The 17,328-nt window shown below is 42.5% G+C and carries 19 protein-coding genes; 14 read left to right on the top strand and 5 right to left on the bottom strand.

Annotation, left to right across the window (positions count from 1 at the left end):
• Positions 1-101: 101 nt before the first annotated feature.
• Positions 102-548 carry a Fur family transcriptional regulator gene (locus V7K50_RS12165; protein ID WP_334799833.1) on the bottom strand — a complete coding sequence of 149 codons (447 nt, stop codon included), beginning with the start codon at positions 546-548 and terminating at the stop codon, positions 102-104.
• A 695-nt stretch (positions 549-1,243) separates the two neighbouring features.
• Between V7K50_RS12165 and V7K50_RS12160 the strand changes: the two genes are divergently transcribed.
• Positions 1,244-1,714: a CRR6 family NdhI maturation factor gene (locus V7K50_RS12160; RefSeq protein WP_334960309.1), complete on the top strand. Its 471-nt coding sequence runs from the start codon at positions 1,244-1,246 to the stop codon at positions 1,712-1,714.
• Positions 1,715-1,736: 22 nt separating this feature from the next.
• Complete coding sequence (locus V7K50_RS12155; RefSeq protein ID WP_334960304.1) at positions 1,737-1,928, top strand: hypothetical protein; 192 nt, start codon at positions 1,737-1,739, stop codon at positions 1,926-1,928.
• Between the two features lie 31 nt (positions 1,929-1,959).
• On the opposite strand, the gene V7K50_RS12150 is transcribed toward V7K50_RS12155, so the two are convergent.
• The gene (locus V7K50_RS12150; protein WP_334960302.1) at positions 1,960-2,919 is read right to left on the bottom strand and encodes a glycosyltransferase family 9 protein; all 960 of its coding nucleotides are present in this window, start codon (positions 2,917-2,919) and stop codon (positions 1,960-1,962) included.
• A gap of 69 nt (positions 2,920-2,988) precedes the next feature.
• Between V7K50_RS12150 and ispD the strand changes: the two genes are divergently transcribed.
• From ispD to V7K50_RS12135, 3 genes are all read left to right on the top strand, one after another.
• Entirely contained in the window at positions 2,989-3,672 is a 684-nt protein-coding gene (ispD, locus tag V7K50_RS12145; protein WP_334960300.1) for a 2-C-methyl-D-erythritol 4-phosphate cytidylyltransferase, read from the top strand.
• Positions 3,673-3,882: 210 nt separating this feature from the next.
• Positions 3,883-4,425: an SMC-Scp complex subunit ScpB gene (gene scpB, locus V7K50_RS12140; protein ID WP_334960298.1), complete on the top strand. Its 543-nt coding sequence runs from the start codon at positions 3,883-3,885 to the stop codon at positions 4,423-4,425.
• Between the two features lie 124 nt (positions 4,426-4,549).
• Positions 4,550-4,897, top strand: a complete 348-nt coding sequence (locus V7K50_RS12135; RefSeq protein ID WP_094333219.1) for a DUF760 domain-containing protein — start codon at positions 4,550-4,552, stop codon at positions 4,895-4,897.
• Positions 4,898-4,940: 43 nt separating this feature from the next.
• Here V7K50_RS12135 and V7K50_RS12130 read toward each other — a convergent pair whose 3' ends face one another.
• Positions 4,941-6,149: an HhoA/HhoB/HtrA family serine endopeptidase gene (locus V7K50_RS12130; RefSeq protein WP_334960297.1), complete on the bottom strand. Its 1,209-nt coding sequence runs from the start codon at positions 6,147-6,149 to the stop codon at positions 4,941-4,943.
• 23 nt (positions 6,150-6,172) lie between these two features.
• Between V7K50_RS12130 and V7K50_RS12125 the strand changes: the two genes are divergently transcribed.
• On the top strand, positions 6,173-6,337 hold the full coding sequence (locus tag V7K50_RS12125; protein WP_334960295.1) for a hypothetical protein: 165 nt from the start codon (positions 6,173-6,175) through the stop codon (positions 6,335-6,337).
• Positions 6,338-6,428: 91 nt separating this feature from the next.
• Positions 6,429-7,331: a M23 family metallopeptidase gene (locus V7K50_RS12120; protein WP_334960293.1), complete on the top strand. Its 903-nt coding sequence runs from the start codon at positions 6,429-6,431 to the stop codon at positions 7,329-7,331.
• An 84-nt stretch (positions 7,332-7,415) separates the two neighbouring features.
• Here the strand turns inward: V7K50_RS12120 and V7K50_RS12115 are convergent, their stop codons facing one another.
• Positions 7,416-8,450: an isochorismatase gene (locus V7K50_RS12115; RefSeq protein ID WP_334960291.1), complete on the bottom strand. Its 1,035-nt coding sequence runs from the start codon at positions 8,448-8,450 to the stop codon at positions 7,416-7,418.
• Between the two features lie 448 nt (positions 8,451-8,898).
• Between V7K50_RS12115 and V7K50_RS12110 the strand changes: the two genes are divergently transcribed.
• The 6 genes from V7K50_RS12110 to cofG all read left to right on the top strand — a co-directional run bounded on the left by V7K50_RS12110 (position 8,899) and on the right by cofG (position 14,535).
• The gene (locus tag V7K50_RS12110) at positions 8,899-9,153 is read left to right on the top strand and encodes a SemiSWEET transporter (RefSeq protein WP_334960289.1); all 255 of its coding nucleotides are present in this window, start codon (positions 8,899-8,901) and stop codon (positions 9,151-9,153) included.
• Between the two features lie 137 nt (positions 9,154-9,290).
• Positions 9,291-10,946, top strand: a complete 1,656-nt coding sequence (locus V7K50_RS12105; RefSeq protein ID WP_334960287.1) for a B12-binding domain-containing radical SAM protein — start codon at positions 9,291-9,293, stop codon at positions 10,944-10,946.
• Positions 10,947-11,073: 127 nt separating this feature from the next.
• Positions 11,074-11,262, top strand: coding sequence for a CPXCG motif-containing cysteine-rich protein (locus V7K50_RS12100; protein ID WP_012411100.1), 189 nt, complete (start codon positions 11,074-11,076; stop codon positions 11,260-11,262).
• 19 nt (positions 11,263-11,281) lie between these two features.
• Complete coding sequence (locus V7K50_RS12095; RefSeq protein WP_334799844.1) at positions 11,282-11,731, top strand: SRPBCC family protein; 450 nt, start codon at positions 11,282-11,284, stop codon at positions 11,729-11,731.
• An 840-nt stretch (positions 11,732-12,571) separates the two neighbouring features.
• Complete coding sequence (gene crtW, locus V7K50_RS12090; protein ID WP_334960285.1) at positions 12,572-13,333, top strand: beta-carotene ketolase CrtW; 762 nt, start codon at positions 12,572-12,574, stop codon at positions 13,331-13,333.
• Between the two features lie 215 nt (positions 13,334-13,548).
• On the top strand, positions 13,549-14,535 hold the full coding sequence (cofG, locus tag V7K50_RS12085) for a 7,8-didemethyl-8-hydroxy-5-deazariboflavin synthase subunit CofG (RefSeq protein WP_334960283.1): 987 nt from the start codon (positions 13,549-13,551) through the stop codon (positions 14,533-14,535).
• A 161-nt stretch (positions 14,536-14,696) separates the two neighbouring features.
• Here cofG and thrS read toward each other — a convergent pair whose 3' ends face one another.
• On the bottom strand, positions 14,697-16,547 hold the full coding sequence (gene thrS, locus V7K50_RS12080) for a threonine--tRNA ligase (RefSeq protein ID WP_334960307.1): 1,851 nt from the start codon (positions 16,545-16,547) through the stop codon (positions 14,697-14,699).
• A 417-nt stretch (positions 16,548-16,964) separates the two neighbouring features.
• Here thrS and V7K50_RS12075 point away from each other — a divergent pair, with 417 nt between their 5' ends.
• The gene (locus V7K50_RS12075; protein ID WP_334960282.1) at positions 16,965-17,282 is read left to right on the top strand and encodes a DUF2605 domain-containing protein; all 318 of its coding nucleotides are present in this window, start codon (positions 16,965-16,967) and stop codon (positions 17,280-17,282) included.
• Positions 17,283-17,328: the final 46 nt, after the last annotated feature.

The raw sequence follows: 17,328 nt of genomic DNA, 5'->3' as shown, positions 1-17,328 counted from the left end.
TCCCCAGTCCCCAGTCCCCAGTCCCCAGTCCCCAGTCCCCAGTCCCCAGTCCCCAGTCCCCAGTCCCCAGTCCCCAGTCCCCAGTCCCCAATCCCCAATCCCTAACCCTCTTCCTGATTGCGGTAGCCAAAAAAGTTAATACTGTAGTCAGTAATCCGCACTCCTGTTTGTTCTTCGATTTTGCGGATAAAATCTTCTGGAAGTTCTACATGAACATCGAGAATTTGATTTGTATCTATACAGTTGACATGACTGTGAGAGTCACTGATATTGCCGTACAAACGACCATCACAGCGCTCAATACACTCAATGATGCCTTGACTTGATAATGCTTCTAAGTTTTGATAAACAGAGGTATGACCGATCTCTTTGCCTTCTTGGTTCAAGCGATCGTAAATCTCTCTCGCCGCAAGGTGTTCATTTGCTTGCCAAAGTAACTCCAGAATAAAGCGACGCTGACGACTGACGCGCATACCCAGGATTTGACAGCGCTCAAGCGCATCTTCTAAAGAACGAATTGGTTTTGTAGTAATTGTTTGTTTTTGCATATTACAGCTTCTTAACTGTTGGGGTAATTTTCCCGTATAAATGTTTATTGGTTATTTAATATATGCAATGATATTGCACACCGCTCTTTTACCTGTGCTTGTGTTTTGGCTTTTGATGCTGCGGAAGTGACAGGTGGCGATAATAATTTTTTTGCTTGTTGATGCTTACTTTGTCAGACCTTAATCTAAAACAAACTCATTACAACTTTAACTTAAAATTGCTGTAAATGTCCACCTTGGGGAGGCGTTGCCTTTCCCAAGTAGGCTGATTTTAATGTCATACCATGTTAATGGTGTAGTAATTAGTTATTTAAATTAGGTAAGTAGGCAAGAAAATTTCAATATATGTAAACAAATATAAATTAACGTCGGGTGTGTTAGCAGAGCGTAACGCACCATCCATAATTTCAGGATTTCAGGTGCGTTAGCTTTCAGCTAACGCACCCTACAATTAAAAATTTGTTATGACCAGGGAAAATTAAGCAAAAGTATCAAAGAAATTTTAGAAGGTGGCACTTGTGTATAAACCTTGTATGGGTTGAGCAAATTATCAGCAAAAAAGTATCAATAAATACTAATTAATTTGTGAAGAAGTCTTTGTGCTACTTAATGTTTATGTAGCGTGAATACCTGAAAGCTGCTACTGTAGATTGTCGATCCTACAGTTGAGCATCAAGAAAGTGGCTGCTGAATCAATGACAATTGCGATCGCACTCAATAATGACTTCATTAACAATCTGGATCTGTCGCCTGCGTCAACGGTGATTGAAAAACTGCTGCAAGATGGGGTTACATCCCATGAACAGCAGCTACGCTTTGATATCAATTACGATCGCGAACCTAGCGATCCGAGGGAACTCTCAGAAATTCCAGAGGTACGGCTGTGGTTTGTGCGTCTAGATGCCAAATACCCCTGGTTGCCATTTTTACTAGATTGGAAAGCTGGGGAATTCGCTCGTTACGCCGCCATGCTTGTACCACATCAGTTTAGTTCTCAAGAAGGCATTCAGTACAATCCTGAAGCCTTAGAGATATTTTTGATGCACAAAATCTTTATTTTAGCCGATTGGCTCAAACAGCAGGATATTCCCAGCCTCTCGCGGCTGAAGTCTATGGCCCAAATGCTGGGTTACGAATTAGATGATGCTTTTTTTGCGATATTTTAACAAGAAAGAATAAAGGCGCCAGTTGCCAGAATTCAAAAAGGGACTGGAGATTAGGGACTGGGGACTGGGGACTGGGAAAACTTGGAAGGGGATTGGGAACAAAACCTTGTTTTGTTCCCGCAGCGAAGCGATCGCACGAGAAGAAAACTCTTCCCAGTCTCCAGTCTCCAGTCCCCAGTCCCCAGTACCCAGTACCCAGTCCCCAGAGCGCTGATTTCTGAATTCTTCTTCAAAAAACTACTGCTTTAGCCACCCCAAATTTTCTCTAAAACTGCGTTTGGTGAAATATCCGCCGTTTTTCCCGTGGGGGATTCAATGGCCAGGAATTTATCGTTTTTCGGCAACAACTTCGCTGGATTGGTGGGACCAAATAGGGCAATGGTATAGGTTTGGACAGCAACACTCAGTTGTAGTGCCGCATTATCAGTAGACAGCAACAAATTTGCCCCGGCAATTATGGCAGTTAACTTGCCAATATCATCTGGGGCAGTTACTTTGATATCTGGAGAAGACTCCAGAAGCGATCGCACAAACTGCTCATCATCAAGTCCCTTAATCACCACCACAGGCAGATCCGGTTGCTTGTGTTGGAAGGCTTGAATAATTTGGTGCCAACTCTGGACAGGGTAGATTTTATCCGGTTCTTTAGCCTGGGATAACTGGCCAGAACCGCCATTAATCAAGATATAGCCTGTTTCATGCACCCCTAAACGTTTTTGTTCCTTTTGTGCCCACTCAATATCTGGTTTTGGCACATTTACTGCTAACTCTGGCACAGGGCTATTTATTTCCAATGGTTGCAGCAAATCGTGGTATAGTCCTGCCGCATACTGGGATAGTTTGAACGGTACAGCATGGGTAAAAAAACCCGATCCTTTACCTTGATAGCCAATACGTATAGGAATCCCCGTCAACCAGAGTAAAAGACCCACCAACCAATTTTGCTTAACAGCAATGGCAACATCGTATTCGCGATCGCGAATGGTGCCCACCAAGTTACCCCAATCTGCCAGACTGTTACGGTCCTGAAAATCAAAGTTTAGTACCTCGTGAACTGACTTGCTCACTTGGTATGCAGCCTTTGACCGGGGTTCAACAACGACATCGATCTGAGCGTTAGGGTAATGGCGCTTCAAGTCATCTAGGGTCGGAAAGAAGAGAATTTGGTCGCCAATTCCGCCAGGTACAAGGGCTACTACTCGCATAATATTTATTGACGCTTACTCGCTCCCCATTTTAGGGGAAAATATATAGCTTAAAGATTGAGGAATTCTGTGTATTTACTAATTCCATCTGCGGGAATAGGAAAAAGAATGGGGAGTAACCGTAATAAACTCCTGCTGAAAGTGCGATCGCAACCAATTATTGCTTGGACTCTATTAGCCGCAGAAGCCGCCACTACAATCAGTTGGATCGGGATTATTTCTCAACCTGCTGACTGGTCTGATTTCAAAGCAATTATCGCCGATCTGAAGCTGACTAAACCAGTGGAATTTATTCAAGGTGGCTCCACCCGGCAGGAATCTGTTTACAACGGCTTGCAGGCGCTACCAATAGCCGCAGAACAAGTTTTGATTCATGATGGAGCGAGATGCCTGGCCACACCAGATTTATTTAACTCTTGTGCCGAGGCCATTGGCCACTGTCCCGGCTTAATTGCTGGTGTACCCGTCAAAGACACCATCAAAGTTGTTGATGAACAAGGCATAATTCAAGAAACACCCGATAGACGAAAACTATGGGCGGCACAAACTCCCCAAGGATTTGATGTCAAGTTATTGAAACAGTGCCATGCTGAAGGTGTTCGTCAAGGTTGGGAAGTAACTGACGATGCCGCCTTATTTGAAAAGTGTGGTATTGAAGTGCGAATTGTCGAGGGAGAGGAGACAAATTTAAAAGTGACCACCCCACAAGATTTAGCGATCGCAGAATTTATTCTCACAACTAGAGGCTTTTGAGGGAAAGATCAGGACGAGAGGAAATAACTATCCGTATAATTTTGACATATTTCGCTTACTAGTATATAATCCCACACACTTGTTAATTATCAGTTGCCAATGTCCCATACCCCATGCCCAATGCCCAATACAACTCTTGGAGAGGCTGCGCCAACGGCTTCTCTACGAGACGCTGTTCGCGTTCGCTCAGTACAAGTGCCCAATGATTAAATGATTACAGCCACAGCGACGAAGATAGAAGCAATTCTCTATTTAAAGGGTAAACCCTTGTCGCTCGGCGAAATCGCCGAGTATGCCGCTTGCGATCGCGCCAGTGTTAAGGAAGGCATAATTGAACTAATGGACAACTATGCCCACCGAGATAGCGCTCTAGAGGTCATAGAAACTCCAGATGGTTACAGTTTGCAACTACGGTCTGATTTTCATGATTTAGTGCAAACGATGATACCAGTAGAATTGGGTGTAGGAGCATTGCGGACTTTAGCAGCGATCGCCCTTAATAGTCCGATACTCCAGAGTGACTTGATTAACCTGCGCGGTTCAGGGGTATATCAACACGTTCCAGAACTCGTCGAACTCGGTTTCATCCGAAAGCGCCGAGACAGCGATTCTCGCTCTTACTCACTCCAAGTAACCCCAAAATTTCATCAGTATTTCCAAATCGAACAACTTCCGCAAATACTCTCCACCAACCAGAAGGAAGAGCAATTAGAACTAGAACTAGAACTAAAGGGAATAGAGAATAGGGAATAAACTAATCACCAATGCCCAATGCCCAATGCCCTCTTTAGGACTTAATATAATACCCGTGGTGAATGCGCTACCCTTGTACTATGGTTTAGAGTAGAGTTAGCAATTAAGCTAAATAAAACTGCCAATGGTGTTTAATCCTGACTTTTTGAATGACAACTCCGAGGAACACCCTAATCAACTTCTTTCCGACCACTCTGAGGAATACCCCAATCAGTTGCTCAAATATCTACAGCATCAGTCTCCTGATGTTTTAGCGAGGATTGCTCAGTCCGCCAGCCCCGAAATTAAACAAATTATCTCGCAAAATGTCCAGGGGCTAGTGGGAATGCTCCCCGCAGAAAATTTCAACGTGCAAATCACAACAGATCGGGATAACTTAGCTGGGCTTCTAGCGTCGGCCATGATGACGGGGTATTTTCTGCGCCAGATGGAACAAAGAATGCAGTTAGAGCATTTGTCTAATGGTCAATAATCAATAGTCAGTAGTCAAACATTCTGGGACTATTGACTATTGACTACTTCCTTTCAGGGTAAGCTGCTGATTTTACTTTGAAGGTTTGAATTTTACCACTGCGGTTGACTTCGATCGCTAAGATGTCCCCAACTTTGCTGGACTCTACCAACCTCTGAACTTGGGCTGAGGTTTTGACTGGTTTACCGTTAACTTTTTGAATCACGTCTCCGGGAAGTAGTCCGACTTCCTTGGCTGGAGAGTCGTCTGTGACTCCTCTAATGACAATTCCAGCATCCTGCTGAATATTTAGCTGATTTTCTTGATTAATTTGCTGTCTTCTGATGGGAGAAAGGTCTGCCATTTCAAAACCCAAGAAGGGATGTTCCACATGCCCTTTGGTAAAAAGTTCATTGGCGACGCGGGCGGCGGTTTCAATGGGGATGGCGAAACCGAGTCCTTGAGCATCAGCGCGGATAGCAGTGTTAATCCCAATGACTTCCCCTTGGGCATTTAACAAGGGTCCACCAGAATTACCAGGGTTAATGGCGGCATCAGTTTGGATAAAGCTGACTCGCTTATCTGGCACCCCAACTTGAGTACTGGTGCGATCTGTAGCGCTGATGATGCCCATAGTGACAGTATTATCTAAACCCAGGGGATTGCCAATAGCGATCGCCCATTCTCCTGGGATCAAGTTTTGCGAATTGCCCAGCTTTACAGTTGGTAAATCATGTGCATCTATTTTCACGACTGCCACATCTGTCACAGAATCAACTCCGACCACCTTTCCCTCTAGACTTCGACCATCTTTGAGGGTAACTTGTACCGTATCTGTATCTGCTACCACATGAGCGTTAGTGAGTAATTCTCCATCTTCGCTCAAAATAAATCCCGATCCTGTACCGCGCTCAATCCGTTCTTCAGGAATTGGTTGCTCATCCTCTCCAAAGAATCGTCGCAAAAGGGGATTTTTTAATACGTCAGAGATCGGATTGGCGACTTTGCGAGTGGCATTAATTCGCACCACAGCCGGGCCAACTTTTTGCACAGCCGTCGCAATAAAATTCACATTATCGCCCCCGGTAGCCCCAATCTGTGCGTTAGGAGAATTCTGAGGTACGGATTCTGGAGGCAAAGCCATTGTCACATTTCTTAACTGTTGAAACGAGGGATTTTGTAGCAGGAGATAGCGACTACCAAACAAACCTGCACCACAGCCGAACACCAGCAAGAACACATAAACGCCCAGTTGTTTTAAAGATAACTTCATAATAATTCTGCTCAAGGACAGCAATGCAGTTGCTAATTTCTAAGTGTAGTCAAGCTAACGGCAAGTGGACAGATCAATTTACTAGAAATTGGACATGGGGCACTTGTACTGAGCGAACGCGAACAGCGTCTCTACGAGAAGCCGTTGGCGCAGCCTCTCCAAGAGTTGTATTGGGCATTGGTTATTAACTCATCTCCCTCATCCTCCTCATCTCCCCACTCCCCAATCCCCACTCTTCCCATCTAAAATTTAAAGTTAATGCGCTATTGACCTGTATACATGACTTTACCCTTTCGTCAACTGTTTCTCTGTAGCTTAGTTAGCGCCTTGGGCCTAGTAAGCATACCGCCAAACTTGAACAGTGCTAACGCTGCTGTCGGTGGTTGCCCAACTCCAGCTTTATCTCGCTTCCAACGCCATAAAGTTGTTCGTGGCGAAACTTTGGAGAGCATAGCGCAGCGCTACAACCTCATACCTACAACTATTATTGGCATGAATCCAGCTTTGCAGAATGGAGCGGCGGGTTCCAACGTAGTCGTTGGTAGTGTGCTTCAAATTCCTCCCTACAATGGGATTGTAGTGGAAGTGCCTCGCGGCGAAACTTGGCGACAAGTGGCGGCACAATACAAAGTTCGTGCTGATAGCCTTTTTGAGGTGAATGGCTGCCAACAAAACCCCAGGATCGTCTTTGTTCCGGGGGTAAATTGGTCGCCTAATGGTGTTGTAACTAAGTCTCCTTTACCTACTGATGCAGGTACACCAAACCGTGCATCCCTGTCTGGATATCCCTTGCCACAAGTGGTAAATGTGGGATTAGCTTACGGTTGGCAAATTAATCCTGGGACAGGTGAAGTTTTCTTCCATAGCGGTGTTGACTTATTAGCACCAGTTGGTACTAATGTGCTAGCGATCGCACCTGGAACTGTAGCCTTTGCCAGCGATCAAGGCTCTTATGGCAAATTAGTCATTATTAACCACAGTGGCGGACTCCAAAGCCGCTACGCCCAACTTGACAGTATCAAAGTTACCGTCGGTCAGCAAGTGAAAAAAGGAGACTTACTAGGAACAGTAGGCACTAGTGGAAAACCAAGTTCCAGTCAACCGCATCTCCATTTTGAAGTGCGTTCTAGCTCATCTCTAGGTTGGGTAGCGGAAGATCCCAAAGCTTATTTGAAGAAATGAGGTTTGTTTTGAAACGCAGAGAGATGCAAAGGAACGCGGAGGATATCTCTGTGTTCCTCTGCGAAACCTTTGCGATCCTCTGCGTTAAAAAAATGCTATGGATTCGCTAGATTTGACGATGTGCATTCCTGCCTCTGCAAACCTTGTAAATGCTGCATCTGCTTGTTCTGTGTAGTCCACAACACCAGGGACAACAACAGGAGAAGTGCAATCTTCTAGTAGATAGATTTTTCTCGCAAGGGTAGCATCTACCTGTTTAATTTCTGTTAATAAATCCTCAATTGTCCAAGCCACACAGTGACTTTTAGCTTGGCCACCAATAATGACAACATCAAATTCTAAAAGTTGTTTAATCAGGCGCGTATTCTTTTGAGCAAGTGGACGTTGTTCAAAATCTTCTAACACTTCTGGACGTAAGATAGAATAGTTTTCTGTTAAAGGATTTTCGCCTTTAATTTCAAATTGTGCCTGACTCTGACGCCCAATGCCGTGGAAAAATATTGCTTCTTCTACCGATGAAACTAAAGCATGACCGATACCGCCCAACATAGAATGATAAGGCCAAATAGTGAGGGGATATTTACCGTCTTGACTGAGTTGCTTAATATAATGGTAGGCGTGTTTCTCTAATAATTCATAATCCCTATTAGTAACACTGTTGGCAACTGCTGGGTTGACTTTCCAGATACCTTGTTGAATATCTGCTAGTGTGATACTAGTAGCTGCTGGAGTTGGATGTTCTCCCGCAGCGTTCACCCAAAAGATCGGATGAAAAATTTGCGTTGCTGTGTGGGTGTCCAGAGTGGGTACAATTTTTGTAATTACTCCCAAGTTACGATAGATAAACTCACATAACCTGACGTTATCATCCACCGCCGCATTACCAGATTTTCCACCTACAAATAATTCAAAGCCGGGGATACAGAAGGTGTTCTGGACATCAATTAACAATAGACAAATACGGGTTTTATCTAAAGATGCTGGTTTGATATCGTGTTGTTTTGCCCAGATTTCAGCTTCGGTGGCACGTTCTTGGTAAGGTACGCGCGAAACTTCGCCCACTTCTTCAGGGTTAAAGTGTCGGGGAATTGGTAGTTGGGGTGTTATTTGGGTGTTCATAATTACAGTCGGTTTTATTCTGTCATAACATCTATAACTTCAATACCCAAATTTTCTTAAGTCCTTCAGCAAGTTGAGGACTTTTCAAACAACCTCTTAGCGCCGAGGGCACCACAAGCTTAGACTATTGCGTTACGCTCTGCTAACACACCCTACAATAGTACTGAGATTTTTTCAGAAATCAAATATGATTCCTATATAAAGCGGTATGAGGCGGCAGAGTATTTGTTAAACAAAGATGCAGTTGGACTAAAGCTGATCTCAAAAAACCGAACAATAAGGGCTGAATCAAAAATTAAAATGCCATCATAAAAACGAGAGATAACTACGAGCTGATTTAGAAGTTGGCAACCTTCATGTAATATAAAAGTAGTAATATAGACATTAACCGCACAAAATCTTCAGCAATGGTACTAAGTTAGGGTAGTGTTTACCAGGATTAAACCGCATGGACTTTGTTACAATTCTAGGATTACTTGCCGCTTCTATAACTACGGTTTCATTCTTACCCCAGATGATTAAAATATGGCAAAATCAATCAGCGAAAGACGTTTCTTTTGTTATGTTGATTTGTTTCAATACCGGGATATTTTTATGGCTTATATATGGAATTATCCTGAAACAATTGCCGATCATTTTGGCTAATGCTGTCACACTATTTTTTAACTTGATAATTCTATGGCTTAAAATTAAATATAGATAAAGAAGTCCTAGTGACTGTAAGTTGCGCCTATACAAACTCTCATACACCTGCGCGGACTAAAATCAGTTGGTTTTGGCTGTGTAGGCGCGAATTATATGAGACTGCATGATTGATTCAAACACCCAAAAGAAACCCCTGTGACATCATCTGTTTTTGATTCTGAACGCCTTCTATTTACACCCACCAGCCCAGACACCAACGCTATCCCCATAATCTTCGCCTTTCCCAATGAGTACAGCGTAGGTATCACAAGCCTTGGCTATCAGGTGGTGTGGGCAAATTTTGCAATGCGTGATGATGTGAAGGTGAGTCGCCTGTTTACCGATACTCACGAACAACTCCCTAGAACACCAGAAATTGTGGGATTTTCTATTTCGTGGGAACTGGATTATGTGAATATTTTAAATTTGCTGGAATCTTTAGAAATCCCCATTCGAGGAACCTCTCGTGATAATTCTCATCCGATAATTTTTGGTGGTGGCCCGGTTCTTACAGCTAACCCCGAACCTTTTGCAGATTTTTTTGATGTCGTTTTGCTGGGGGATGGCGAAACCCTGTTGGGGAATTTTATTGAGGCTTACAAAGAAGTCAGAAATACCTCAAGACAAACTCAGCTAAAAAGACTTGCACAAATACCAGGAATTTATGTACCAAGTTTGTATGAGGTGGAATATCACACTAGAGATGGTGAAGTAAAGTCTATTAAACCAATTTCTCCCGAAATTCCCGCAGTGGTGCAAAAGCAAACTTATCGAGGGAATACCCTATCAGCCTCAACTGTAGTCACCGAAAAAGCGGCATGGGAAAATATTTACATGGTGGAAGTGGTGAGAAGTTGTCCAGAAATGTGCCGCTTTTGTTTGGCGAGTTATCTCACGTTACCTTTTAGAACAGCCAGTCTAGAAGATTCATTAATTCCAGCGATCGCCAAAGGTTTAGAAGTCACAAATCGGCTAGGATTATTAGGGGCTTCAGTAACTCAACATCCAGAATTTGAGGCCTTGCTAGATTATATTAGTCAACCAAAGTATGATGATGTCCGTCTCAGTATTGCCTCAGTGCGAACCAATACCGTAACAGTCCAGTTAGCAGAAACTTTGACGAAACGAGACACGCGATCGCTTACCATTGCTGTAGAGAGTGGTTCTGAGAAAATCCGGCAAATCGTCAACAAAAAGCTGCATAACGATGAAATCATCCAAGCAGCCGTCAATGCCAAAACTGGCGGATTAAAAAGCTTGAAACTCTACGGAATGGCAGGAATTCCCGGTGAAGAAGCAGAAGATTTAGAACAAACCGTGGCAATGATGCGTAATATCAAAAAAGCTGCGCCGGGATTGCGGTTAACATACGGATGCAGCACCTTTGTACCCAAAGCACACACACCGTTTCAATGGTTTGGGGTGAATCGCCAAGCCGAAAAGCGGTTACAGTTTTTGCAAAAACAGCTAAAACCACAGGGGATAGAGTTTCGCCCAGAAAGCTATAATTGGTCGATTATACAGGCTTTGTTATCGAGAGGCGATCGCAGACTCTCCCAACTTCTTGAACTTACTCGTGACTTTGGCGATTCCTTAGGTAGCTACAAACGTGCTTTCAAACAACTCAAAGGACAAATCCCCGACTTAGATTTCTACGTCCACGCCGAATGGTCAACAGAACAAGTATTACCCTGGAGCCACTTGCAAGGGCCTCTGCCACAGTCTACACTACTAAAGCATTTGGCTGATGCTAAGAGTTATATCAATTCATCCCCAAAAGAACTACAGCCATTACTGGGGACTAGGAACTAGGGACTGGGGACTAGGGACTGGGGACTAGGGACTGGGGACTAGGAATTAAAAGTTAATACCCAATACCCAGTACCCAGTACCCAATACCCAGTCCCCAATACCCAGTCCCCAATACCTTGAAAACTTGATGCAAAACACAGCTGAGTATTACTGCGCCTATTGCGGCGAACCAAACTTAACTTTTATTGATTTGAGTGCTGGAGGACAGCAATCTTACGTTGAAGATTGTCAAGTTTGTTGTAACCCAAATATTTTGTATGTGCGGGTTGATGAAGATACCCTAGATATCGAAATTGATACCGAATCCGAAAGTTGAATTTTAGGTTTTTCTTTCCATGCTGCACTTTAAACATTCCTCAATAATTAATACGTCACCAGAAGTAGTTTGGAAATTTCACGAAAGGCCAGATATTTTGCAACTCTTGAATCCACCTTGGCAGCCAGTCCAAGTGGTTCGTCGTGAAGGGGGGCTGAACGTGGGAGCTATCACCGAATTTCGTCTGTTTCTCGGCCCATTACCCTTAACTTGGTTAGCGCGTCATACTGAATGTGAAAAATATCGCCTGTTTACCGATGAGCAGATATCTGGCCCTTTTGAGTATTGGGTACATCGACATGAATTTGAACCGGAAGATGGCAAAACTAGGTTAACTGATGCTATCTCCTTTTCCATGCCTGGTGGAGGAACAGTTGAATTTATCAGTGGTTGGCTAGTGCAAGCCCAACTAGAAGCGATGTTTCGCTATCGTCACTATGTGACTAAACGCGAGTGCGAGTCATTATAAACCAATGGTCATTCTCTTATACTAAGTGGCTCCAACCCATTAGCTGATTCTGAGCCATACTATAAGTCAATGCGCTTGGCTTTGTGAAAAATTGCTTTGTTGGGTTGCGCTTTGCTTAACCCAACAAAGCCCAAGAAATGTTGGGTTTCGTTCCTCAACCCAACCTACACAACTCCAACCCATTAGCTTATTCGGAGCTACACTATAAGTTTGAAAAATATTATTATTTGCTCTTTTTTAGTCTGAACAATAACACTCAGGAAACCTTCTAACTTTCCTTAGATTTTTTTTGATATTTGAAATACGACTCATACCATTTATTTTTGAATATCCGTCTATAGAACTTACGCAGAATCACAAAAAGTAGGGACAATTCATGAATTGCTCCTACTTACCGCTAATTATGTTAGGGACTGACAATAAATAAATTATCCATCTTGTGGGGTGGGCAACATGAGCGCCCTAAATCTGGGACGGGTGGGGACACACATTCCACAAAAAATTTGTGATGTTTTTTTATTTGTCAGTCCCTTAAAGTCTTTTTCCCTGGCTTCGGCTGTTTACAAAGTACCATATTAATAACACTAGTTCCTACAATCACGATATTTATCAGTATTGTCACGTATGCAAATCAACCATCAAACCAAAAAATGTTTTTGGTTTGACGCTTCTATGTGTAATAATAGTTAAAGTATCTTAATATTTATAAACATTTTAAAGTATTGGCACTATCCAATGCAAAGCACTAACCACTAATAGAGTCTTCTGGCTGGTAGTTTGTGGTTTTTCTGGTGACTATATTTTAGGAACTTTCATCTGAATACTAGGCGGAGTAAAAGCGTGATTCAATTAGAACAACCACCCAGTCATCAAACAAAACTGACCCCTGTAGTTAAAAGTAAATCTCAGTTTAAAGGACTTTTGATTGCTATTGTAATTGTTAGCGTATGGGTAATTAGCCTGAGTTTATTACTTCCTCTTAATATCTCCAAATTAGAATTTTGGATGCTACTGCCTATCATACTTTGGCAAACATTTTTATATACGGGATTATTTATTACATCTCATGATGCTATGCATGGGGTAGTATTTCCTCAAAACACCAAAATTAATCATCTTATTGGGACATTAACCCTATCTCTTTATGGTCTTTTACCATATAAAAAATTATTGAAAAAGCATTGGTTACATCACCACAATCCAGCAACTCAAGGAGACCCTGATTTTCATAATGGTAAATACAAAAACTTCTTTGCTTGGTATTTCCATTTTATGAAAGGTTACTGGAGTTGGGGACAAATAATTGCCCTCATTATTATTTATAACTTTGCTAAATACATACTCCATATACCCAGTGATAATCTAACAAACTTTTGGGTAATTCCCTCGCTTTTAAGTTCATTGCAATTATTTTATTTTGGTACTTTCCTCCCACATAGCGAACCAATCGGAGGTTATGTTCAGCCTCATTGTGCCCAAACGATTAGCCGTCCAATTTGGTGGTCATTTATTACGTGCTATCATTTCGGCTACCACGAGGAACATCATGAGTATCCCCATATTTCTTGGTGGCAGTTACCAGAAATTTACAAAGTAAAATAGTTATTGTTTCTCTAATAAGTAACTGGGTGTGAATAATTAAAAGTTTGTAGTAAAGGTTTCAACCATTAAAATAGGGCTGGAGCCTCTTAACTAAGAGCAAATTTTCTATCGTAAAATCAAGAGTTAAAGACCCCTACATCTATATGTAGTATCATTTTCATTCGGGGTTAAATCCCCGTCTGAAATGTCTTTAATTTTTAATTTTTAACCTGCTTATGCCAATTAATAATTCTCGTATTGTCACCTATAGCCCTGCTTATACAATCGTTCCCACTTACGAGTGCTTTAATCGGTGTAGCTACTGCAACTTTCGTAGTGAACCGGGTAAAAGTCCCTGGATGAGTCTTTCAGATGCAGAAAGTATTTTAAAACCACTTCAAAGCGAAAAAGTCTGTGAAATCCTCATACTTAGTGGTGAAGTGCATCCCCATTCGCCAAAGCGTCAGGCGTGGTTTGAGCGGATTTATGATTTGTGTGAATTAGCGCTTTCAATGGGGTTTTTACCACACACAAACGCAGGACCTCTGAGTTTTAAGGAGATGCAAAAGCTCAAATGTGTAAATGTTTCAATGGGGCTAATGTTGGAACAGTTAACGCCAACATTGTTAAATAGTGTACATCGTCACGCACCGAGTAAATTACCAGAAGTTCGTTTACAACAATTGCAATGGGCGGGAGAGTTACAGATTGCCTTTACAACGGGGTTGCTGTTGGGAATTGGGGAAACTGTAGATGATTGCTGGGAAACATTAACAGCTATATGTGAACTGCATCAACGTTATCACCACATTCAAGAAGTTATCCTGCAACCTCATAGTCCTGGACATCAGCAAACCTTTGATGCACCACATTTTGACCCCCATCAGTTACCAGAAGTCATTTTTAGGGCGCGTCAGATTTTACCGCCAGATATTACTATTCAAATTCCGCCGAATTTAGTTAAAGATCACCGATGGTTACTCGCTTGTATTGAAGCTGGTGCGCGAGATTTGGGGGGAATAGGGCCAAAAGATGAAGTGAATCCCGATTATCCTCATGTTCAGGAACAGGCATTAAGAGAAATTTTACAGCCTGCGGGGTGGGAATTGGTGCCGCGATCGCCAGTTTATCCCCAATTTGATCGCTGGTTGTCGAAAGAATTGCAAAAAGCAGTGAAACACTGGCGTAAGACTTTAACTCCAGTTTCTCTTTTGTCAGAATAGGGAAGTAGAGATTTTCCCACCTCGTAGTAAGCTGTCGCGCATTTAATTTGCACAACTAGGGCGGGCAAGATGCCCACCCCACAAGAAATTCATTTTTTTTAGGATGCAAATTAAAAGATTTTTAGCTTAGTTTCTTTGCTGATGAGTCTTTAAACTTGAAGTTAATCTGCGCTTGTGACATTGATGTGAAAGTTATCGAAGTTAGCGATAGCTTCTTGTAATTTATCCACAACTTGATCAACAGAAATACTACCTAAGTCTCCAGAGGTGCGGGTACGTATACTCAAGGAGTTGGTTTCCACTTCCTTGGCTCCCACAACTGCCATTACTGGTATTTTTTCTTTCTCTGCATTGCGAATCTGTTTACCCAAGCGATCGCCACTAGTATCAACTTCTGCACGGATACCCAATGCACGCATCTTCGCCACCACATCTTTAGCAAAATCTAACTGTGTGTCACCTACTGGTAGTAATCTAGCTTGCACTGGCGCTAACCATAAAGGAAAATCACCTGCATATTCTTCAATTAATATCCCAATAAGTCGTTCTAGTGAACCAAAAGGCGCACGGTGAATCATGACTGGGCGTTTGCGAACACCATCTTCGGCAACATACTCCAAATCAAAGCGTTCTGGCAAATTGTAATCTACTTGCACAGTTCCTAATTGCCACTCGCGATCTAAAGCATCACTAAAGATAAAGTCAAGTTTGGGGCCATAAAAAGCCGCTTCTCCAATACCTTCAAAGTGTTCCATCCCCAAGGTTTCAACTGCGCGGCGAATTGCACCTTCGGCTTTGTCCCAAACTTCATCAGAACCGATGTACTTATCACTAGCAGGATCGCGGAAACTGAGTCTAGCTTTAAAGTTCTTCAGTTGCAGCTTATTAAACACCGACAAAATCAAATCCACCACACTGAGGAACTCACTATCTAGCTGTTCTGGGGTAACGAACAGGTGAGAATCATCCACAGTAAAACCGCGCACACGTGTTAAACCGCCCAATTCCCCTGATTGTTCATAGCGGTAAACAGTACCAAATTCTGCTAGTCGCATCGGTAGTTCCCGATAAGAGCGTAACTCACTCTTATATATTTGGATGTGAAAGGGGCAGTTCATCGGCTTCATCACGAAGCCCTGTTCCTGTGCAGCATCTTCTTGATTATCTGCCATTAAGGGGAACATATCTTCTTTATATTTCTGCCAATGTCCAGAGGTTTTAAATAAATCGACTCTGGCAATGTGAGGCGTTACTACAGATAAATAACCCCGTTTTAACTGTTCCTGCTTCAGGAAGTCTTCTAAAGTACTCCGTAACACAGTGCCTTTGGGTGTCCACAAAGGTAAACCCGGCCCTACTAGATCAGAAAATATAAATAATCCCAGTTCCTTACCCAGTTTCCGGTGATCTCGTCGCAGCGCTTCTTCTTTGCGTCGCTTATATTCAGCGAGTTGTTCTGGACTTTCCCAAGCTGTAGCGTAGATGCGTTGTAATTGGGCTTTAGTTTCATCTCCACGCCAATAAGCGCCAGCAACGCTTTCTAATTCAATTGCTTTCGGGTTTAATTCACTGATATTTTCCAGATGAGGCCCTGCACACAAATCCCACCATTCATTCCCCAGGTGGTAAATCGTGATTGGCTCGTTTTTGATATCTGCCAGAATTTCTAGCTTGTAAGGTTCTTTAATTTCCTGAATCCGGCGTTGGGCTTCTTCGCGGCTGACTTCTTCCCGAATTACTACCAGTTTACGATTGATAATCTTCACCATCTCTTTCTTGATGGCTTTGAGATCGTTCTCGCTAAAAGGTTCTGGATTGTCGAAGTCATAGTAAAAACCGTTTTCAATCCAAGGGCCGATTGTAACTTGCGCCTTGGGAAACAGCTTTTGTACTGCCATTGCCATTACATGGGAAGCAGTGTGGCGAATCTTTTTTAAGTTCTCCGATTCGCTGGTACGCGGTAAATAAATTTTTTCAACTTGTTCTGACTGATTTGATGAATTTGGCGACATTGGCTGCTGAACTGTTGGCGAAGTGATTACAAAAGGTGATTTATCTGAATCTGTAGGCTTATTCAACTATAACGACTTTGATTTTGGCCAGTTCGACTTTATTCTCACTACTGAGATTAATTTTTAATCCGGGATAAAGATAAATTTTTGATTACTTACCTGAGTGTCAAATTCAGGATTGCACGCGTACGCGTAGACATCGCTAAATTATCTGATGAATTGCAACTTTATAGCATATATACCTATAAATGCCTCTCCAAAGGAACTGTACAAACCGAATATCAAGACTATATAATGAAATCTGTGTTCTTTGTTACAAATTTTTACATCTCGGAATTATGAGAGAAATCAAAAAAGTGTTAAGAAACGTAAATAACGTTAATATTAGTAAGCAAACTTGAAATATGCTTCTCATTTATGCCAGACTCAAATGTACCAGGGACTGAGTTGCTGAAAACGGTTTTAGAACCCCTGCTAGAAGATTTTCAGCATTGGTTTACGCGATCGCGCCATTTACTCGAAACTGAGCAACTATCATTTATGAGTAACCAAGAGCAATCTGACTTACTCTTGCGGGTTAAGCAAGCGCAAGATGAACTAAATACGGCGAAGATGCTATTTGCTGCTACTGATAAACAAGTCGGGATTGATATGGCAACATTAATGCCCTGGCATGAATTAGTTACAGAATGCTGGAATGTTGCAATGCGCTTTCGTCAAGGACGTGAAGCATAAGCTGTAACTAGGAGCATCTGCTAAATTTCGGCAGACTACTCAGCTA

This window comes from Nostoc sp. (assembly GCF_036917135.1).
Taxonomy (GTDB): Bacteria; Cyanobacteriota; Cyanobacteriia; order Cyanobacteriales; family Nostocaceae; genus Nostoc.
The sequence above is the reverse complement of the archived record's forward strand: the minus strand, read 5'-3'. Positions and strand labels throughout refer to the sequence as shown.